15 protein-coding genes are annotated in these 21,221 nt (G+C 44.8%); 3 read left to right on the top strand and 12 right to left on the bottom strand.

Translation table 11 applies throughout. The annotated features are described in order from the left end of the window. Nucleotides 1-8: 8 nt before the first annotated feature. The 6 genes from JO154_RS10475 to JO154_RS10450 form a co-directional block, all read right to left on the bottom strand. Entirely contained in the window at nucleotides 9-1,298 is a 1,290-nt protein-coding gene (locus tag JO154_RS10475) for a DUF4302 domain-containing protein (RefSeq protein ID WP_291944848.1), read from the bottom strand. 11 nt (nucleotides 1,299-1,309) lie between these two features. Further along, nucleotides 1,310-2,218 carry a putative zinc-binding metallopeptidase gene (locus tag JO154_RS10470; protein ID WP_291944844.1) on the bottom strand — a complete coding sequence of 303 codons (909 nt, stop codon included), beginning with the start codon at nucleotides 2,216-2,218 and terminating at the stop codon, nucleotides 1,310-1,312. A 27-nt stretch (nucleotides 2,219-2,245) separates the two neighbouring features. Next, entirely contained in the window at nucleotides 2,246-3,739 is a 1,494-nt protein-coding gene (locus JO154_RS10465; RefSeq protein WP_291944841.1) for a RagB/SusD family nutrient uptake outer membrane protein, read from the bottom strand. A gap of 11 nt (nucleotides 3,740-3,750) precedes the next feature. After that, nucleotides 3,751-7,386, bottom strand: coding sequence for a SusC/RagA family TonB-linked outer membrane protein (locus JO154_RS10460; RefSeq protein WP_291944838.1), 3,636 nt, complete (start codon nucleotides 7,384-7,386; stop codon nucleotides 3,751-3,753). A 416-nt stretch (nucleotides 7,387-7,802) separates the two neighbouring features. Then, nucleotides 7,803-8,810: a FecR family protein gene (locus JO154_RS10455; RefSeq protein ID WP_291944835.1), complete on the bottom strand. Its 1,008-nt coding sequence runs from the start codon at nucleotides 8,808-8,810 to the stop codon at nucleotides 7,803-7,805. A 110-nt stretch (nucleotides 8,811-8,920) separates the two neighbouring features. Then, nucleotides 8,921-9,517, bottom strand: coding sequence for an RNA polymerase sigma factor (locus JO154_RS10450; RefSeq protein ID WP_291944832.1), 597 nt, complete (start codon nucleotides 9,515-9,517; stop codon nucleotides 8,921-8,923). Nucleotides 9,518-9,914: 397 nt separating this feature from the next. On the opposite strand from JO154_RS10450, the gene JO154_RS10445 reads away from it, so the two are divergent. The 3 genes from JO154_RS10445 (at nucleotide 9,915) to JO154_RS10435 (ending at nucleotide 12,079) form a co-directional block, all read left to right on the top strand. Then, the gene (locus tag JO154_RS10445; RefSeq protein ID WP_291944828.1) at nucleotides 9,915-10,934 is read left to right on the top strand and encodes an AAA family ATPase; all 1,020 of its coding nucleotides are present in this window, start codon (nucleotides 9,915-9,917) and stop codon (nucleotides 10,932-10,934) included. A 206-nt stretch (nucleotides 10,935-11,140) separates the two neighbouring features. Continuing rightward, the gene (locus tag JO154_RS10440) at nucleotides 11,141-11,632 is read left to right on the top strand and encodes a BON domain-containing protein (RefSeq protein WP_291944825.1); all 492 of its coding nucleotides are present in this window, start codon (nucleotides 11,141-11,143) and stop codon (nucleotides 11,630-11,632) included. A gap of 27 nt (nucleotides 11,633-11,659) precedes the next feature. After that, nucleotides 11,660-12,079, top strand: coding sequence for an SH3 domain-containing protein (locus JO154_RS10435; RefSeq protein WP_291944822.1), 420 nt, complete (start codon nucleotides 11,660-11,662; stop codon nucleotides 12,077-12,079). Nucleotides 12,080-12,149: 70 nt separating this feature from the next. Here JO154_RS10435 and JO154_RS10430 read toward each other — a convergent pair whose 3' ends face one another. The 6 genes from JO154_RS10430 to JO154_RS10405 all read right to left on the bottom strand — a co-directional run bounded on the left by JO154_RS10430 (nucleotide 12,150) and on the right by JO154_RS10405 (nucleotide 21,202). After that, nucleotides 12,150-13,178, bottom strand: a complete 1,029-nt coding sequence (locus JO154_RS10430) for a hypothetical protein (RefSeq protein ID WP_291944819.1) — start codon at nucleotides 13,176-13,178, stop codon at nucleotides 12,150-12,152. A gap of 31 nt (nucleotides 13,179-13,209) precedes the next feature. Next, the gene (locus tag JO154_RS10425) at nucleotides 13,210-14,319 is read right to left on the bottom strand and encodes a hypothetical protein (RefSeq protein WP_291944816.1); all 1,110 of its coding nucleotides are present in this window, start codon (nucleotides 14,317-14,319) and stop codon (nucleotides 13,210-13,212) included. Between the two features lie 8 nt (nucleotides 14,320-14,327). Continuing rightward, the gene (locus tag JO154_RS10420; RefSeq protein ID WP_291944813.1) at nucleotides 14,328-15,032 is read right to left on the bottom strand and encodes a hypothetical protein; all 705 of its coding nucleotides are present in this window, start codon (nucleotides 15,030-15,032) and stop codon (nucleotides 14,328-14,330) included. A gap of 321 nt (nucleotides 15,033-15,353) precedes the next feature. Beyond that, on the bottom strand, nucleotides 15,354-15,890 hold the full coding sequence (locus tag JO154_RS10415; protein ID WP_291944811.1) for a hypothetical protein: 537 nt from the start codon (nucleotides 15,888-15,890) through the stop codon (nucleotides 15,354-15,356). 3 nt (nucleotides 15,891-15,893) lie between these two features. After that, nucleotides 15,894-18,089: a peptidase domain-containing ABC transporter gene (locus JO154_RS10410; protein ID WP_291944809.1), complete on the bottom strand. Its 2,196-nt coding sequence runs from the start codon at nucleotides 18,087-18,089 to the stop codon at nucleotides 15,894-15,896. Further along, nucleotides 18,089-21,202 (bottom strand): lantibiotic dehydratase, encoded by a 3,114-nt coding sequence (locus JO154_RS10405; protein ID WP_291944806.1) that lies wholly within the window; start codon nucleotides 21,200-21,202, stop codon nucleotides 18,089-18,091. Before JO154_RS10405 ends, JO154_RS10410 begins: the two co-directional genes overlap by 1 nt. Nucleotides 21,203-21,221 lie beyond the last annotated feature (19 nt).

Here is a 21,221-nt window from a genome sequence, read left to right as displayed (position 1 = left end):
CAATACAATTAGCGATACCAAAAAATCCAGGACTTGCCGTCTGTTGCACTTACCATTGCAAAAATTCTGTCCGTCAGTTGCACCATATAGAAGCCATCTGCATCTCCCATCCTGCGCACGGTATTCAGTGGAGCAGTAGTTGGAGATGGAGCAGTTCCTAACTGGCCATAGATATTGAAATGAATAAAGCCGCTGGCATCCACCGTTGGTGGACCATCGAAGCCAACGCCGTAGTTGAAGGTGAGACCCGTTCCAGCAGAATTGACAACAATCCAAGGCAAGAGGTCTACATCTTCCTGGTATTGCGGCCAGTAACCGATAGAATAAAATCTGGAGGTAGCATGTACATTATAGGCGTCTTCTACCCCATTGACATGAAAGCCATTGTAGCTCTGCCAATAGGAACCATCCGCTAGTGCTAGGTTGTACCAACGCATCGGCGCACCTTTATCGACTTGCAGGGGCAATGCGGTTTCTGTAATCGTAGCTTGCTTGCCATCTACATTACAAGTCATCGAACCATTGTTCCATACCACATTGTCTAGTTTAGAGAAAGGTAGATTTAAGGTGTCATATGGATTCTTCAATACCACGCCTGTCAGTGTGTAATAGAACCTGCTCGATACTAGTTTATATTTCCCGTTCTCCATGAAACCCACCAGCATGTTATGTGAATCTGGGTCCATTCGCAGATCGTACTTGGATTCCGCGGTAGACAAACGTTGGAAGAAGGTCAACATAGACTGCACCTTATTGATAGTACGCGTCACTTTACCTTGATTATAGGCATCCTGTTCTTCCTGTTTGGCTTTCACGAGGTAGGCATAGGTATGATTGAAGCGTCCGCGGAGGCGAATGGTGTCGCCGGATTTTCCATCGAAGGCAAATTCAAAATCTGATTGGAGTCCTACCCCATTAGGGCCACCATTTACATTACCATCTGGATCACTGAGCTCATGCAAGTAGGAATAAGTATCAAAGAGGATACTCGGCTGTTGCAGTGCTTTCAAGCGCCAACTGCTCTCCTTCATGGTAGTGGTGGTAGCGGTGCTCATATCGGAGTACATCTGTACCCGGTTAGAGTCCGTGAACTTCAGGTAAAAACTGAAAGCTCCATTTAATTTGGGGAATACCACCAGATCCCAGCCATAAGGAGCTCCCATGAGTTCTCGCTGGTACATTTGCAGGGTGTCTTTCAGGCGTTGATCGGGCGACTCCGAGAATACAGGATCAATATCTTTTCTGCAAGCCCCCAGTGCCACCATACCGATCAATAAACCGTATATAATTTTTTTCATTCTCAGTCAGTTTAGTAGAGTAATTTTTCAATTTCAGTCCGCGTGCGGTTCTGGAGACTATAGAAATCGATATGCCATACCTTATTGAAATAGTTCACCACAATGGCTTCTTTCGCTCTCAGGCTAGCTTTGGCCGTTGCCTGCGGAGTACCATTGATACTATTGCCGGCTGGAATGGTGTTTACTATTTTGTCGAAGCCTGCTTTACCTTCCACCAGCATGATGGATATCATCTCCACAAAATCATCGTCAAAACCCGACATCGCATAAGCAGTAATAAACCCATCTCTATGGGCATCCGCATCAGAAATGTTATTCCAGTTACCTGTATAGAGACCTGCTGTTACCCGCTTGAAATCCACTGGGTACATGGTATTCTGGTGCAGGATATGTCCGAACTCATGTTCAATGACATGGAACATCTGTTTCACATTGGCAGAATCAGATAGCTTATAGCCAGGCATTGTTTTAGTACGGAATTCATTGATGAGATAGAGCACTACTTTTCTGCCGCCTTCCGCAGTACCAAGGGTTATAGTACCGTTAGCGTTCCAACTGGCGCTGCCAGATAGGATCAGGAATTTGGGACAGTATTTTTTGAAGAAGAGGGAATCTGCTTCCGCGATATAGGTACTGATCCACACTTTACGGATCGCCTCTACCACCGGGATAATTTTATCTTCTTTTGGAGGTACCAGGGTTTTGTTGACTTCAAATTCAAACTGGTCCCATTTGTATTTCACCGCCACATTGAACGGAGCGGTGAGGGAGTCGTACAGGTACTTATCGATCGTACCTGGTTTCCAGGTATCTCCTCCCAGCCCTGGGATATCCTCCACGATGTCCATGGTATCACGCTTACTGCACGAGAACAAGCAGCAGCAAGCGATTAAAAGCAGGAGTGATTTCAGTTTCAACATAGTATTAGATTGTGGTTGATATAGAATTTATTTCCTGGGGTTCATTTCCAGGCCACTATTGACGGCCGTCTGCGGTAGCTGAAATACCCGCATATCATCTCCTGGTTTCAGTTGCAATACTTTGCCATCATACGTGTTGTGGGTAACGACCGCATCATAGCGCAACAGGTCGAACCAGCGCATGCCCTCCTGCACATATTCTGCGCGTTTGAAATCCAGGATCGTTTTGAGATACGCTTGACGTACATCTGTGATGCCGTAAAAATTCTGGATTTTAGCCAGGGTAACAGCATGGGTACTCGCGTTGTAATTGGTAATACGTTTGCTGGCGAAGAGATTGAGATCCTTCAGCACAGCATCGTAATTACCAAGCCATGCATTGGCTTCTGCGCGATTGAACAATACTTCTTCTGTCGTGAAGAGCACGTTCATCGTATAGGGCTGTCCGATAGTGGCGTTGACTGAATTCTTCACGAAATACTCTGTGGCCTTTGGTACGAAATAATCCTGGTTGCCATAGTAGTATACCGGATAGGCGAATTTTCCGCCGGTTACATTACTACCGATAATCTCCATTTCTTTAGCAAAAGATAGATCGTAGCGGTAACGGCCCATATAGCGGCCCATCAAGGATTTCGTTTCTACAATGAGCAGATTGGCATCTTCTGCTACATTGGAATAGAGATCCCAGATCTGAGCGGGCGACATCGTATTATAACGGGTATTCCACAAGCGCATATGCAGTCCCAACTGATCGGCAGGAAATGCCTGGTTGGCATAGTAGAGTACTTTCTGATAATCTTTTTTAAACAGGTAGAAGCGGCTGGCGAAAGCATTTGCTGCTACTCTGTTGAAGTGATAGCGCGTTACCGTATATGCATCGTCTTTCAATAATGGTAATCCTGCCAACAGATCTTTTTCGATCATGTCATACACGTAGGCCACTGTTTTACGCTGGTATTGTTTATTCACTACCGTTTCAGGTTCCGTCACGTAAGGGATACCCATACTAGTGCCAGCAGTGGCGGTACTATAGGTTTGAGAGAAAAGATTTACCAGCATAAAATGCGCATAAGCCCTCGCTACCAATGCCTCTCCTTTCTGAGCGGTATAAGCGGCCGAGTCAGGGGTTTCCGCACAGGCTTTCAGGGCCTGATTGGCAGCAGCGATGGCCGCATAGGCCGCTGCCCAGTAGGCTTCTGGAGAATCCTCCTCTATCGATTCTACATCGCGGAATAGGTAGCTGTCGCTGTTCGGTTTTTCTGACTGTCCCACCGCTTTATCCTCCACATTGTCCGATTTCGCTTCGCACATCACGATGTAGCTAGACTGCGGGTAAGCTGTACCCAGGAGTTTGGATACCTTCAAAGGCGTATCCATGGAGGTCCAGGAACTGTCTGGCTGCTGTTCCAGGAATTTCTTACAGGCAGCGGTGAGCATCAAACCAGCGGCCAGGACAATCAATACCTGCGGCCTTCTGGGACGATTGAAGTTATATTTCGTAGTAGGATTTCGTTTCATGGTGCATATTTTTAAAGACCAGCTTTAATAGAAAGCGTGAACTGTTTCTGAATAGGTTGTGCCACCCCACCGGAGTTGAAGAACTCAGGATCTTGACCTTGCAGTTTTTTATCCGCGTAGATCAGCCATGGATTGATAGCTGCGCCGGTTACGGAAAGACTGTTAAAGCCGATCCATTTCTTCGCTTTATCTGACGGCAAGGTGTAGGTGAGCGACACCGTTTTCAGGCGCAGGAAATCTCCCTTCGCCACTCTTTCTGTTGAATAGTTGTAATTGTTATATGGATAGCTGCCCCAGATCAGGCTTTGCTCAAATACATCGAGGATAGAGGGAACAGAAGTTTTCTTTTCTTCTCCTGGCATTTCCCATCTGTCATAGAATTCCCTTGGCATAGCATCCAGGTCGGAATAAGCGGTCTTAAATGCAGGATATAATCTAATCTTATTGCCTTGCTGATAAGTCAAGAATACATTCAGCGAAAGGTTTTTATAACGAAATGTGTTAGAGAGACCGCCAGTAATCGGAGGATCTACCGGCCCTTCATACACGAGGTGACCTGTTCTCAGATCCTGGAGGTTCACGTTATTGTTCAGGTCTCCTTTTTCATTGATAAATTCAGGCACACCGTTGTAATGCGACAGGTCTTCATATTTGAGGGAAAAGAGACTGCGTACAGGATATCCCTGGATATTACCGCCTTCCGCCACTACGAGGTCGAAGATGGCCGGGATATTCTTGGCATTGGTGATTTTATTGGTATTGTAGCCGAAGGTGACATTCGCTCTCCAGCTAAAATTCTTTTTCCTCACAGGCTCGCCGCCGATCATGATTTCCAACCCCCTGGATTCCATATCGGCGTAGTTGGCGGCCTTGTAGAGTTCACCTCCAACACCGGAGGTTTTGATTTTGCTTATCAGATCGAAACTTTTACGCGTATATGCATCGATGGCCCAGTTGATTCGACCATTGTACAATCCTCCATCCAGCCCGAGATTGGTAGTATAGAGTTTTTCCCAAGTCAAGTCATCGTTTTGCAGGTGTGCCAACTGAATAACAGATTCTACTTCTGTGAGATGCGGCCTTTTCGTATTGACCGTCTGAAACACAATATTGGAATTGGTGGCAGGGCCCATACTGGCCGTGAGGCCGTAGCTGGCTCTCAGCGTGAGATAGTCCAGATTACGGAACGACTGCATGAATTTCTCCTGTTCAATATTCCAGGAAGCGGCACCACTGTAAGTTGGCAGCCAGCGCGCTTTGCTAGAGCTACCTAGGCGGTTGGAGCCATCATAACGGCCCGTTACGGTTACGTTGTACTTATGATTATAGGCATAAGTAGCGGTAGCATAGAAGGCTGCAAAGCGGTCATAGTCGCGCCCCATAGCGTAGTAAGGAAAATTGCTCTCGATAGTTTGCTTCAGGATCTTGTAATCCACGAAAGGAACACCTCCGTTATCATACTGATAGCCATAACCGGTGCTGCTAGCAGTTTGTCTGTCTGCCGCCTTCACCTGTTGTCCTACCAGTACGTTCAACTGATGTTTGGTATTAAAAGTATCGGCGTAGTTCAGGCCGTTTCTGAAATCATAGTTTACGAGCAGGTCTTCTGTACGGTTATAGAAGCCGCCGTAAGGCAATACCACCACTGGTTGTGCATCCGGATCGTCCGGGTTGCGGTACAGGAAGCGGTTATTCTCCGCGATGGTCGCATTATCTGCCGCGCGGTAAGCGTTTGCCATATTGGATTTCTCCGTGATCTGGTGTTCACGGGAAGATTTCACATAGCGCATAGCACCGGTGAATTCATAACGCACTTTACTCGACAGTTTCCACTGCAAATCGCCCTGGAGGCGCAAGTCCATCAAGTTCAGATTGATGTAATTATTTTTCAGTTCATTGATGATATTGAACGGTGCATAGTTTCTTCTGAAATATTCCAGGTTACCGTTTTCATCGTATGCCGTCAGGGTACGACTTGTATTGAGAGAATAACTAAAAGGGTTGATATCAAAATCGCGGTCATACTTCCCTTCCACTGGGTTACTGCTGCGGGTCAGGGCGCCGGGCGCTTTCTGCTGGCGCACAGAAGCTAGGGTAGAGAAATTCGTCGTAAGGCGGTCGGAAAGTTTATAGGTATTGCGGTAGTTGAGCGTGTACCTACTTACTTTATCAGCCAGCGTCCAGCCGTTATCGCTGAAATAACTGGTAGAGAAATAAGACTGGGAACGATCCGTACCAGAAGAGACACTGAGGGAATGTTCCTGTACGAAGTTATTGCGAAAGAGCAGTCCAAACCAGTCCGTATTCGCATTCGCATAGCGCATCAGGAAAGCCTTTCTGGCAGCCGGAGTATTCGGTACTGGAAAGTTGCCATTTTTATCGGCATTCAGTTTTTCGTATAATTTCCCGAACACACCATTATCAGCTCTGGAAAGGATATCAGAGGTAAGGATTCCTTTTCTTTCCAATTCTGCCAATACCGACATTTGTTGTGCAGAGTTCATGATATTAAAATCACTGTAGCGAGGTTTCAATTGCGTGCTGAAATTGCCGCTATAAGCGATGATAGGTCTACCGGCTTTACCTTTTTTAGTGGTGATTACCACTACCCCATTCATGGCGCGGGCGCCGTACAAAGCCGTAGCTGCCGCATCTTTCAGGATATCGAAACTTTCGATATCGTTAGAGTTCAGTCCTGCTACCGCAGAACCCAACAACGTAGTTGGGTCTCCGCTGGAGAGTTGATCGTTGCTGATGTTTACCACATCTTCCAATACCACCCCGTCTACCACCCATAATGGTTTGTTATCACCATTGATAGAAGTAGCACCGCGTACACGTACTTTAGGAGCAGTACCAAAGGTGCCGGAAACGTTTTGGATGGCCACACCTGCCACGCGCCCTTCCAGCATGCGACTCACATCCGTCATCCCGTCAATCTTCACATCTTCTGCTTTTAGGCGAGTAGCTGCACCGGAGAATTTACTTTTATCGATGCTCTGAAAGCCCGTCACCACTACTTCTTGTAGGTGCGTAGGTTTTTCTTTCAGGATGATAAATTGTGTACCGTTCGCAAATTGCGCAGCATGCATTTCTTCCGATTTGTAACCGGTGAAGTTTAGTAACAATACCGCATTGGAAGGGATCTTTTTCAGTTCGAATTCTCCTTTCGCATCGGTGGTAGTACCGCGGGAAGTGCCTTTCACGATGATGGTTACGCCGGGTAGCGGTTCTTTTTTGGCATCTGTTACTACCCCTTTAACATCTGTTGTTCTGGGTTGTATCTGCCAGAGAGAGCCGGATAATTTAGAAGGGATAGCGCTGGAATTGTCCTTCCGTATCACAATGCGATCATACATGACGAAAAAGGAAAGGGAATAAGGAGACAGGAGTTTATGCAACAGCACACCTACTTTCTCATTGTTGGCACTCAGTGTTACTTTGTTAGCATTCAGCGCATCACTGCTACTATAGACAAAGGATACTTCAGCAATGGAGCTTATTTTCTCCAATGCATCTTTGAGCAACACATCACGTAGTTGGATGGAGATTTTTTTATCCAGTAAATCCTGCTTGGAAGCCTGCACCGACAAGGCCGGCAGCAGCAGCAACAAGCAGTAAAAGACGTGTCGGAATTTCTTCAACATAATTCGGTTTTGAATAGACATTTAAGGGTAATAGGTTCCCGTTCCGGCTCCTTGTGAGAACCGGGCAATAGCGGGTCTTCTGCTATGCAGTTAACTTTTAGTCAGATAAAACAGGTAGTCTTATCCGGTGGCGGAAGTGTAAATGTTCATCGTTTTCATAATCAGTCCTTGTTTATAATACTGGTTGATAAATTCTCAAATAAGCTACTAAACAACAATACAGCCAAACAACATATACATCCTTGTGGTGGATGAGAATTGGTTTAAGACCTGTTGTAAGGGGCAAAGATTGCCCACCCTGCAGAATCTTGGTGATTTTACAGGTAATATTTTTCAGCGTTAAAAATGAATGTCTACTGCTATTCAAATATGATTTGAATACATGGCATGGTTAACGCGATTAGACTTTGGTTTTATCAGTGGCTATTTCCACTTTCTAACATATATCCTTTCCCATCAGCTAGTGCTACCAATCGGGCCTGATACACAGCAGCCAAATACTCCAGCGGAATCCTTACACTTTGATCGATTTTAACATCCAGTTTGATCCGTTGTTGCAAGATATCGGGACTTGCTTTCAGTGACAGATTATACAGGCGTTCTAGATCATTCAAGATGTTGGCTACAGTTTCTTCTTCATAAAGGAAGACACCTACTTTCTTTTGTTGATAGAATCGCGCATCGGCCGTACCGTCTGTAACATAGATTTCATTGGCAACAGTATTCAACACCAGTTTTTTGTTGGCTGTCAGCACAGTGCCTGGCTGTTTCGTATCATTTGGATTTCCGGCCACTACTTGTACACTTCCTGATACTACTACCACACTGGCGAGGGAATCATTGTCTACATCCATATTAAATGCAGTACCCAGCACGGTAGTTTTCATTATTTTTGAATTGATGATAAAAGGATGCGCCGCATCATTTTTCACATCAAAAAAAGCTTCTCCTTGTAACGCCAGTTCTCTACTGGTTTTTCCGAAGTCTTTCGCATATCGGAGTACAGCGCCACGTTCCAGTTGTACCACAGAACTATCTGGTAAGGTCAGCATTTTACGTTCCTCTCCAGCACTGATGGCCAGCATATTGGAGCCCATAGGTTTTATCCAAAAGTAAGTAGCTACGCAGACAACCAGTAATGCTGCCGCTGCGGCCACTCTCTGGGGATACATCCGGAATATACCTTGGAATGAACTATCCTTAATGCCCGCCCGACGATGAATATTCTTCAACATTTGCTTGGAGAGTTTCCTATCCAAAGTAGATTTCATCTCCTGTAAATCCATCCGAAAATCTTCTTCGGCTACTGCCTGCAATTCAGAAAGATCGGCACCTTCCAGGTATTCCCTGATCCAGTTCCATTGTGCTATTGACCATTTTTCTGAATGCAGTAGTTGCTGCAAATAAGCTTTTCTGTTATCCACTATCGTGACGGTTTATAATCTAAATACGCATGGCTTGAAAAAATGGCGGGGTGGTTTCCGGGATTTTTTTCAAAAAAGTTTACATATTTTATTTACTAATACGATAAACATCAGTTCCCATCAGGGAAATTGAGGAAAAACAGTAACAACAGAATATATTTTTGTTCACCATTTCGCTGCATGTATTCATTTAATAGGGACATAGCAATAGACAGATGTTCTTTTACGGTATGGCGGGAGATATTCAGTTCAGCAGCAGCTTCCGCATAGGTTTTACCTTCCAGTTTACACAAGGTCACGATATCGCGTTTCCTGGGAGATAACTGCGCAATACCCTCCATTAGCAATTTAAACTGTTCTTCTTGTACCTGCAGGTTCTCCACTCCTTCCATTCCTTCTTCGGACATGGACAGTAGATCTTTGTGCAGTGCGTGCTCCCGCACCTTTTTTCGTATGTGCGATACAGATAGATGGAAACTGATCACAAACAACCATCCGCTTACCGGTTGATCCGTTTTGAGATCAAACCGCTTCTCCCACAATCGGCTAAACACCTCCTGTAAGATATCCTGGGCAACAGTTTCTTCTTTTACGAACTTGAAAATATTGCGGTATACCGGCTCGTGATATTTCCAATACAGCTCATCAAACGCGGCAACTTGACTATCCTGTAATTGTTCGATTAATTCGGCATCATTAATGTTCATATCTCCTCTTTTATATGAATCATAGCGCGGAATAATTGTGGCATGTAAAAATAAGGCTCTTCAAATAACATCATAAGTTTTCATGGACCGTACTTACGTGTATAAAATAATAACAAAATATTGTTATTTAATAAATATAATTATATTATCTATATTCATAACTTATTACATTTTGTTAATAAATAGAATATCTGCTAAATAATTTTGCAGATTTTAGCAAAAAGTTAAAAAGTGTTATCAAAAATTAGGTAGTTGGTTTTTGGAGATATATAAACAAAAAACATCCGCACATTCGTATTATGTTCCATTAATTTTTTTAGTGAGACAGCCATTCCTCCGAAAAATTGGCCTTAATCAGGGATAAAGGTGGTACCTTGCCATTTCCAAATTTCAACGGATGAAGAAAGGTTTTGTGTTCGGAAAATTTCTCCCTTTTCATAAAGGGCATGAGGCGATGATACGGTTTGCCCTCACCCAATGTGATTTCCTCACGGTATTGATTTGTGTCAGCGACCAGGAACAGTTGCCCGGAAAGATGCGTAAATCCTGGATGGATGAAACCTTTGCCGGTATAACGAACCTGGATATACGAATTTTCGATTACGAGGAAGCCTTGCTACCCAATAGCTCCGTGTCTTCCGAAACAATATCTGAAATCTGGGCAACAGCTTTTAGTCGCCTCCTACCAGACCATACCTTACTCATTACTTCCGAACCTTATGGAGCATACGTCGCCCGCTTCATGGGGATCCAACATATCCCATTTGATCCGCAACGTATACAGGTGCCCGTTAGCGCGACCGCCATTCGCAAAGATCCTGCGGCATGGTGGAAATTTCTCCCAAGCAGCGTGAAGCCGGACCTGAATGTAAAAGTGGTGATCCTTGGTACTGAATCTACAGGTAAAACTACCCTCACGGCACAACTGGCCGATCACTTCCACGCTACCGCCGTACTGGAAGCCGGGCGCGATCTGATTGATGATTCCAATGAATTCTCCATAGATGATCTTTACCTCGTTGCCAACGCACATGCCACCATTATTGATGACGCGTCCCGGGGTAACAGTCCCCTACTCATCATCGATACAGACGTACATATCACTATCTCCTACGGCAGATACGCCTTTGCAACAGCACTGGATCTCAGTCCGGAAATATTCCGAAAGAACCGGGCCGACATCTATCTGTATCTCAATAATGATGTACCTTTTGTACAAGACGGCACCCGCCTGAGCCAGGAAGAAAGGGATAAACTGGATGCCTTCCATCGCCAAACATTACAGGATTACCATATCCCATTCGAAGAAATTACCGGCAACTGGGAGGAGAGATTTGCGAAAGCAGTGGCATTGACGAAAGCGGCGATGGAGCGGAAAATAGATTGGATAGCCGGACTCGCGTCTCCCCATACCTGAAAATACTACACAAAAAAGTAGACGTATCAAAAGTAAATTAAGCCCCTGAGAACCGTTTATATGCTCGTATATAGTATACCGTTTGCCTGGCATTATGCCGTCTTCCAATGTTAAATCAAAAATAAGTCACTGCCGTTTGATTGCAGGATGGAAAAAGATACTTACCTTAATTGATATTTTTTTATCATTAAAATCAAAGTTCGATTATGAAACTCAGACACCTGCTCACTTCCACCATGGTTATGGGGCTATTTTTTATGGTTGCTTGTAAAAGCAAACCGAAAGACTCCGATATTATGAATACTGTAAGCACAGCCGTTCATGCAAATCCGGGAGTTACGGCTGAAGTAAAAGACGGAGTAGTAACATTGTCTGGAACTGTTAACTCTGCAGAAGAAAAGGCTTCTGCTGAAAATGCGGCTAAGGCAGTAAAAGATGTTAAGAGTGTTGTAAACAATATAATGGTTGCTCCGCCTCCACCTCCTGCTCCTGCAGCGCCGGTAGTAACAGCAGGCGATTCACTGAAATTGGCAGTAGCTGCTATAGTGAAAGATTTCCCTGGAGTAAAAGTAGAAGAAAACGATGGCGTATTAACCGTTACCGGAGAAGCGAAAGCGGATCGTTGGAAAACTTTGAAAATGGCATTGGATGCATTACATCCTAAAAAAGTGGATGCAAAAGGTTTAAAAATAAAATAAGTTCATTCATTTTAAATTAAAACTTTTATGGCATTACAGGATAAATACAAAGAGCTGATAGATACCGCAAATACATCTGGCGTATCGGATCTGCAAGTTGCAGAACAGGATGGCGTATTGCACATTAATGGTACAGCTCCAAGCGGGGAAGTTAAAGATAACCTTTGGAACATTTATGGAAAGATTGATCCTAATTTTCTTTCCGGCGATGTTGTAATGGATATCCAGGTAGCTACTGCGGTTGAAGGGGCTAAGTTGACAGTAGTCACTGACTCAACTAATCTCAATGTTCGTAAAGGACCAGGAACTGATCAACCAATTGTTGGGAAAGCAGCTCATGGTGAAGTTGTTTCACTGGTAAGTAAAATGAATGACCAATGGTGGCTGATTCGTACCGACGATGGTGTTGAAGGCTATGCATATGCTCAATATTTACAACCAAGTTGATCACTATTCAATAAATAAAAAGGGCGTCTCATTTAATTTTGAGACGCCCTTTTTTATAACGTATTATCTGTTACAATTTCATAGAAAGCAAGAAGCCAATGGTGAAGTTCGCATCCCAGTCGAATACAAACGTATCACAGTTGGTAACATCCTTGATAGCCTTGTAGATATTCAGACCACTTTTGATTTTTACCTTGTCCGTTTTATACTGACCCGGCTCATTCAACACGGTATAGCGCTCTTCGCCATCACGCACTTCTTTCGCCAGTTCGAAAGGTACACCACCAATGATGAAGCAGATTTCACGTTTGCTAGCAGGGATTTTCTCTGCCAATGCTTTGATAGAAGCATACACGGCATCATCCTTCATGTCTTTCTCGTAATATTTAGCGCCAGGGCCTTCCAGGGATTTAATGGTATTACCTTCCATCCAAGAAATTTTCGTATTGCCGGAACCGATATCCACTACAAATGAATTTTCATTGTAAGTTGGAGGCAGTACAGCCTTCAGGGCGTATTTACCCTCCTGCTCTGCAGTTACCAAGTTTACGATATAACCCATTTTCTTCAGCTCAGCAACAATAGTAGCTGTTTTAGGTTCTTTCTGTGCACCAGAACTGATCACAAAGTGAACGTTGCGGGATTTCACACCTTTATCAAACATAGCGCCGATATAGTCTTTCAGACCTTGGCGGATATCTGCGGTGGTGGCCATTCCTTCATATACGAAGGATTTACCGAAATCTTTGGAAACAATCTCCCAACGTTTTTCTTTGTCGTAGTTGATCACGAAAGAGTTGAAACCGGAAGCACCCACTTCCACCACACCTTTCATTTCACCATCTACTGGTTTCTCAGGGGTATAGTTAAAAGTGCGCTTTTCAGCAGTTTTGCCAGCAGGAGATTTCGTTTTTTTACTTTCTTTACCGGCTACAGGCGCAGTTTGTTGTTCTTCCGTTTTAGGTTCGTCAGACTTACTACCGCTACCGCCCAGCTTTCCGGATTCAGATGCCCAGTAACCAATACCGATGATAGGTATAGCAATGATGAACACTTTAATCGGCCAACGCAATTTGGCCCAGGTTGATTTTTCTTCCATTTGTGTATTGTGCTTTTGGGTTGTTTACGAATTAATCAAGGATAGAGAAGCCTTTATCTACTTTCTCTTCTGGTTTCAGGTCATAATAGGAGTCGGCCATTTTGCTGACGTTCAGCATTTTCAGGTTACGATCATCCACTTTGCGGATAAACTCTTCCAGTTCGCTTTGAGAAGGAGCGCCACCCACCGTGATATTATTGTTCTGATCCAGGAAATCGAGGTTGGATCTGATTGAGGCAATATTCTGGCTGATAGCGCCAGTAGCGGCATTCATCGCTTCTTGGAATACCCAGCCATCTTTGATGTTGAATACTTCCGCCAGGCCATCCGTTGCATTTTTCATTTTCTGGGTAGCTTCCAGTTTTTTCGCAATGATGGAAATACTGCTATCCAGTGTACTCACATAAATGCGTGCAGCGCTTTCGTTATCTTTCAATACTTCCAGGACTTTCGCAAACTGGTTCGCATATTGGGCATAGCTTCTGGCATTCTGCTCTTCCGCCTCTCCTTCTTTACCTAGCAGGAAAGCTTTGGTACGGGTTTCTTTCGCATCACGGGCCAGGGCATTGGATTTCTCGATGTTGTTATTAGCGGATTCCGCTTTGCTTTTCTCTTCCAGACTAGCAGCTTCCTGCGTGAAACGTTTCGCTAAACCGTATTTCTCCTCTGCTGTTTTCTGTGAAGATTCACCACTCTGGATCATGTCTATACGAACACCATCCACATTGGCAATTTTATCTTTTACCCTTTTGAGCGTATCTCTTGCATCTTTTGACAGCAACTGCAAGGATTCAATAGGATTATTACGGATAATCGCTTTTTCGCTTTTAAACAATAATACCGTTCCCAGTCGGTGTAACACCGCGATAATCCTAGGAGCCAGCATCAACAATACGATCAGGATAATACTAAAGATGACTAGCAGAATACTTTTCTGTGCATACTCCAATAATACCGGCAGGTATTTGAAGAATGCAAATGCACCTCCCAGAATCAATGCCCAAAAGAAAATATTAGACATTGTTTTCTTTGCTTCAGGCGTCTGCATTTGAGCGGGCAAATGATCTCCCAGTACTTGGAAGATGGGGAGTTGACTTTTTAACTCGGCAGGAATGTTTACCTGCTGCTGTTGTTGTACCATAGGGACTATTAAATTATGTTGCTATCAATAAGGTCGAGGGCCTTCCGGATATCGGCTATTACTTCCGCTACAGCGCTATTGCCAATAGCGATTTTATTGTCGATATCACGAAGCTGTGGTTCATACTTACTGTTAATTTCTCGTAGGTCTTTTTGTTTACTATCTAACTGTTGGCGCAGTTCATTCAATTTTCGTTCCAATTCCTGAATTTCCGCTGCCAGGCTTTCTTTTTCCTTTACCTGCTGCTGTTCTACGGATTGCTTTTGCTGTTGCTTTGCCGCAGTTTCGCGAGCAATTGTTTCCTGCAATGCATCTGCATAGCGTTTACCCGTTGCCGTTAATTTCTCCTTCGTGAGGGTTTTATCTACGTATTTCAGGGAAGTAAAAGCGGCTTTGAGGGTATTGGCATCTACAGTTCCCATTTCAGCAGCAGCATTCCAGACTTCGAAGAAATCCACTCCAGGCTCGTTCAACTTTTCTAGCATCTCCAAAACCTTGATTTTCATCTGTTTTACATCCGTAGCCGGGGATGCTGTGATGGGCAGCGGCGGAGGTGTCTGCGGATATGCAGCAGGCACTTTTACCTCAGGGGCGGCAGGCGCAACAGGGGCAGCGTTTGGAGCCGGATCTGCTGCTGCAGGTTCATCTTCAAAAATCAGTTTCTTCAGACTTTTGAGAATGCCGAATGAGTTTTTTTCTTTCTCCTCGTTCATGAATACAGTTTATAGGATGCTAAAAATAGCAAATTTATTTGTCTGGTAGGTTGCAGTATTGTTATTTATCTTGATAAGTTTAACTATCCTTGGCGGATATACGAAGTAATTGAAAATGAAGTGAGGGAATTGACGTCTGCGACGTCAATTCCCTCACTTCATTTTTTCGTCGTCCCTGCCCGTTGGGCAGGGACGAATGGCTGGAAATGATATTGCCTTCTGCTTTATTTTGTCTTCTCTGACCACTGCGCAGAGACGATAGCCTGGAAACAATACTGTCTCTTGCTTTATTTTTTCTTCCCTGATTGCTGCGCAGGGGAATTATAATATTAGTTTTCCGAAGATGCGTTGTAATAAATTCAATTTTTCTGTTTCGATTTCCGCACTGCCATCCAATTGCGCTACTGCAGGAATGGACTTGCCAGCAGTCGTTTGCAGGGCATGATCCAGTTGAATATGCACTAGAAAACCTGTATCTGCCTTTGGCTGCTCTGTGGTGATTACATGCCCTTGTAACAGCCCAAACTGTTCATAGGGGTAGGCATCCAAACGAATGAGCACAGGTTGTCCGGGATGTATTTTCCAGATGGCGGTAGCTGGAATAGTAACAGTAGCTGCCGATAGCCCGCTCTCGGTGCTTATCCGCACTCTCCCCATCACCAAATCGGGATAACTAAAAGACCAAGCACCGATAAACAATCCGGCCACTAGGATAGCCATCATAAAAATACCCCGCCGTACGATCCAGGAGGGCATTTTCCCCATAATTTCCTGCACTGGTTCACTACGCAGCTCTTCCAGCGATGGATGTATACCATTACTTTTTACTGCGATGCTATGTTGTTGTAAGTCGGCCATAATTTATCCTCCTAGCTCCAGTTGATTTTTAACCAATGAAAAGTAATTCCCTTTCTTCGCGCTCAATTCCGCATGTGTGCCCACTTCTACTATACGGCCTTTCTCCAATACCACAATCTGGTCGGCATGCTTCACGGTACTCAGGCGATGTGCCACCACCACTACGGTTCTGCCTTGAAAAAAGCGTTCTAGGTTTTCCATTATAATCCGTTCATTACTAGAATCCAATGCACTGGTGGCTTCATCAAAAAACAAGTAAGCAGGATTCTTGTAAACGGCGCGGGCAATTTGTATGCGCTGCTTCTGGCCAGCGCTGATACCATTGCCAGTATTACCCAGTTTCGTCTGGTAACCTAATGGTAGCTCTTCAATGAACTCCCGGATATTCGCAGTGGACACGGCTTCTATCAGTTTATCATTATCCGGATGTTCATCGCTGATGGAAATATTTTTGGCAATGGTACCGGAAAAAATAAAACCGTCTTGCATAACGCTACCACATTGATGTCGCCACCACTTTGGCGAGAGCTCCTGCATATCTGTATCCCCTACCATCACGGTGCCTGTTCCCGGCGGATAAAATTGCAACAACATTTTCATCAAAGTGGTTTTACCACTTCCACTGGCGCCAACAATAGCAGTCACTTTACCTTCTGGGATGACTAGATTAATATCTTGTAAGATATAGGGAGACTGCCTGCCCCCGTACTGAAACGACACTCCTTCCAACCGAATATCGCCAAAACCTTTCCCTGTAGGCGCTAGTACACGATGCCCTTCCTGCTCCTCCTCCGGTCGATTGTGAATTTCCCCTAGGCGGTCCAAACTGATTTTAGCATCCTGCGCCGATTGCACAAAAGTGAGTAATTGGTCTAGCGGACTATTCATCTGCCCAATGATATAACTGACAGACAACATCATACCCAAGGTCAAATGGCCATTCATCACCTCTCTGGCAGTAATAAAAGAAATCAAGATATTTTTTAACTGATGAAAGAATACTGAACCCACCTGTTGATACTGCCCCAACGCCAAATTCTGGACATTGAGTTTGAACAGTCCCGCCTGCACTCGCTCCCATTCCCATCTGCGAGAAGTTTCACAGTTGTTCAGTTTTATCTCCTGCATGCCTGTAATCATTTCAATCAACACATTCTCATTCTCACTCATTCCCTGGAACTTTTTATAATCCAGCGCTTTTCTACGTTTGAGAAAGAAAAAAATCCAAAAAATAGCGGCGGCACTGAAGAGTACAAATACCGCCAGAATTTTCAGACTGTATACGGCCAGCACAGCCGTGAATACAATCAAGTTGAGAAAAGAAAATAAGGTAGACAAGGTAGTCCCTGTCAGGAAGTTTTGAATACGGGTATGATCTCCGATGCGCTGATGAATATCTCCGATCATTTTGGTATCAAAATAACGGATGGGGAGTTTCATCAATTTCACCAAGAAATCGGAGATAATATTGATATTAACCCTGGAATTCATGTGCAGCAAAATCCAGCTACGAATCATTTCTATGGCCGTAGATCCGGCAAACAACAGCAACTGGGATAACAGTACTAGGTATACGAAACTGGTATCTTGCCGGTTAATACCGTAATCCACCAGGCTTTGTGTTAGGAAAGGCAGGGTCAACGACAGCACACTTGCCAAGAGTATACTCAGAAATAACTGCGCAATATATTTCCTGTAAGGCCGTAAATAGCTTGCCAGGAAACGAAACCCTGTCTTCACCTTCTCTTGCTTTTCCCGGGTGTAAAAGGCATCCGTAGGTTCCAACATTAGCACCACACCGGTATTGCTCTTCCCCTGCCAGCAATTCAGGAAAGTTTCCTTATCTACTTTCACCATGCCATGACCCGGATCTGCAATTAGGATCTGTTGATGCTTGGCATGCCGGTTGTAGTTCTGCGGGGGTAAAACTACAAAGTGCTGCTGGTTCCAATGTAGGATACAAGGTAGATCTACCTGTTCATCCAACTGTTCAAAGCTGATACGCACGGCATTGGTATGCAAACCAATTTTCTCTGCGGCTTCACTAATGCCCAACAAGCTAACCCCTTCACGGGTAATACTGGCCTGTTGGCGCAGGTATTCTAGCGAATAACTCCGTCCATAGTGCTTGGCCACCATCCGTAGGCAGGTAGGGCCACAATCCATGGCATCCAATTGCTTATAAAATGCGAATCCCATTATTTTGAGGCCGCCTCCATCGCCAGTTGAGAGATATAATATTTTTCCAAGAAATGATACAATATCAATTCATGCTTACGTTGCTTGCCCACAAACAACCGATTGATGAACATATGAATATGACTAGCTATTACACTGCCATATTTTTCTGTGCCATTCCAGCGCTCCCGTATCTGCGCAACGGCATCTACAGTACCTATACTACGGGCGGTATAACAAGCAATGGCTTCCACGATATCATTTTGTTCATCATCCGCAGGATTCATAAATGACATGATTTCCTGTTGGTGCTTGCGGTATTTATCATTCAAGGGTTTATTCAGCAGATTACCACCGCCAAACTCCTCAATAAATTGCGCACGCATTACCCCTAGCAATTTTCGTTTATTGCCAAGATCAAACCCGAAATCATTCAACAGCATGTCCATGCCTCTCAGGGCGAGTTTCCAGCGATATACCTCTCCTTCCGCGCCTTCTAGCATACTGATGATTTCCAGTACAGCCAGACTGTCGCGGTGAAAAATTGCTTCACTGGCCAAGATCGTGTCTCCATATCTTTCTATCTCCCGGATATAGGTATCGCAAACTATCTTCTGCACCTGGCCAGCAGCGATATACGGCTGTAAAGCCTGTTCTATTTGATGCAGGAGATAATCGTTGGCTGCAGGATGCGCTTTATTGAGAAAACGTATACGTATATGCGGCTGCGGATCTGCATAGCGCAGGAAAAAGCATTGTTCAAAAAGGCCATCCTCCTGCCATTGAGGGATATGCTCCGCAAAGTAACCAGAGAGCAATTCTTCTGCAATGCGGTATCCACAATATATTTTCAGGTACAGCCACTCTCCTCCCGGTGCAAAATTACGTTCTAATGGTATTTCAGTAGGAGCTTGCACCATGGCCGCTTGCGGCGCTTTTGCAGGAGTGAATACAACTGGTACCAACATCTCATGGGCATATACGTTACCGTTAGTATCACGCAACATACCAGCGTTGGCATCATGGATGAATTCCTTCAGGCGCACATGGCCTGCTTTCTTGATTTGGTCGAATAGCATATCTACTACCATTGCCTGACGCAAGTCCAGCAGCAGTTCATTATCTGCTTCTACCATTAACACCTGTTCAGGCAGTTGATGCTGCTGCATATAGGTACTAATAAATTGCTGCCTATCTGCCACGGTATCTGGTACCTGTTCTATTTCCTTTTTCAAGATCATCCAGGCTTCCCGGCATACAATCAATTGTTTGTAGGTTACTCTTGGCAGGTGCGGGCGATTAGCCAGGATGCCCCAATCCCAGGAGATGTGGGATACTTGCGACTGATGTTGCAGATCGCAGAGGAATTTATATATAGGAAGACTGTTATTACTGTAGTTGTGGGCAGAGCTGAGTCGCGGTATAATGCGTTTATTCAGCCGTTTGCTGCGCAGGATCACTTCATTTCCTTTTACGGCTACCATCAGGTCCGATACTGGGATCTGTTGCGCTTCCGGCACGCCGGATATCCCGATGTAAGGGATTTCGTAATCCCGCAATACGGGACGTATCAATACATTGGCGGCTCTTGCTTCCGGAAAATGGATCACCTCCGCGAAAATAGCATCTGGAATGGTGGCAGCCTCCTGGTCCAGGATGGCTTTCATTTTAATTCCCAGTTCGGGATCACCGCTACAGAAGCGCCCGACCAGGTTGGCCGCAGAAGGGCCTCCTACAGACTGCAATGCAAAGCGGTAATCGCCATTATCCGCAGCCGCTCCAGATGCGGCGTACAGCATGCCAAACATATAGCAACTGGCAGCCATATTGACTTGGGCGGGGTCTCCCATACTCTTTAGATCAGCGCCTGTAACCTCTACGCTACCGCCCGTACGCAGGAACTGTTCATACTTCTCCAAGCAGAGTTGTTGCATGGCAGACCAAATAACGGTTGTCTGCATGGCACTACCTGCCGTGTCTATATCTTCCACAAACGGCGTATGTACGTTACCGGTAGCAATACCGTAACCAATACCGGCTTCACTGTCCAGTACTAGGTTTAAGGGCACTTCAGCAGCCTCGTACCTTTCCCGGAAGCGGTCCATAAAACCATTCAGGTCGGAAGACGGGCTTTTACCATATCCCAGGCAAAGGGCGCTCAGCTCTTGCACCTGGGTAAGGATATTGTTCATTAATTGTTCACTGATGGTACAGTTACCATTTCTGAAAAGATCCACCTGTAGCAGATCTTTCGGCATTTCCAGCGGAAAATTGGTGGTACAGGTTTCTTCTATTTGTCGCAGTCGATTCCTGTCAAAGTCTTGCTGCTGGAAGAGATTACTCAGCAGCATTAAGGTTTCTCTTAAAGTATGGAGGTCTTCAATGGATAAAAGGCGCGCGGTCAGTTTACGGAGGTTATCGGTTTCCGTGATTCTGGGCTCAGTTTCGGCGATCAGCAATTGTGATTGAATTAATTCTGACACAAAATCTTGGGCATCGTTTGGATCAATGCTGGGATCAATAGCGCGGATTACATCCACTAGTTGAGCAATGGTACTACCAGTGGCGGATTGCACTAGGATTTGGTCTAGAAATGCAGATGTTGTTACAGCAGTCAGCAAATATTTACGGCGGTTATGTACAATGGAATACTCCGCATAGCGGTATTTCTGGCCACTTTTATAGATACTGTTATTGGGGAAATATCGCAGTTGCTGTTTTACGGTGGGCAACTCCTGGATATGATGGGTAATTTTGGTGAAATAGTCCATATCCAATCGTACATGTTGGCGACTCCCCTGCTGATCGATGGTCCAGGAGGTACTATCTGCCACCGTTCCAGTGGTACAGCCCGCGAAAAGGCCATAGGGCGTACTGCGAGTGCAGGCTCTCACCCAATATTTGTACATGGCTTTACGAAGTTTCTCCAGTTTTTTCTCCTGGAATGCAGTTGGTTCTGCAAGGTAACGGTCCAGTTCTTTCAGGAGCTCTCCAGAAGCGATGTGCAACGCATATAGAAATTCAGGGTATTCAGTTGCTAGTTCAGGCAGTGTTTTTTCCAACACTGCTGTATAAAAATTCAGCGGATAGAGTGGACTTCTTAAAAGAAACAATCCTGTATGCGTCAATGCCATGGCCATTCCTTTGAAAATG

This window comes from Chitinophaga sp., from assembly GCF_019236475.1.
Classification (GTDB): domain Bacteria; phylum Bacteroidota; class Bacteroidia; order Chitinophagales; family Chitinophagaceae; genus Chitinophaga.
This window is presented reverse-complemented; position numbering and strand designations above follow the sequence as displayed.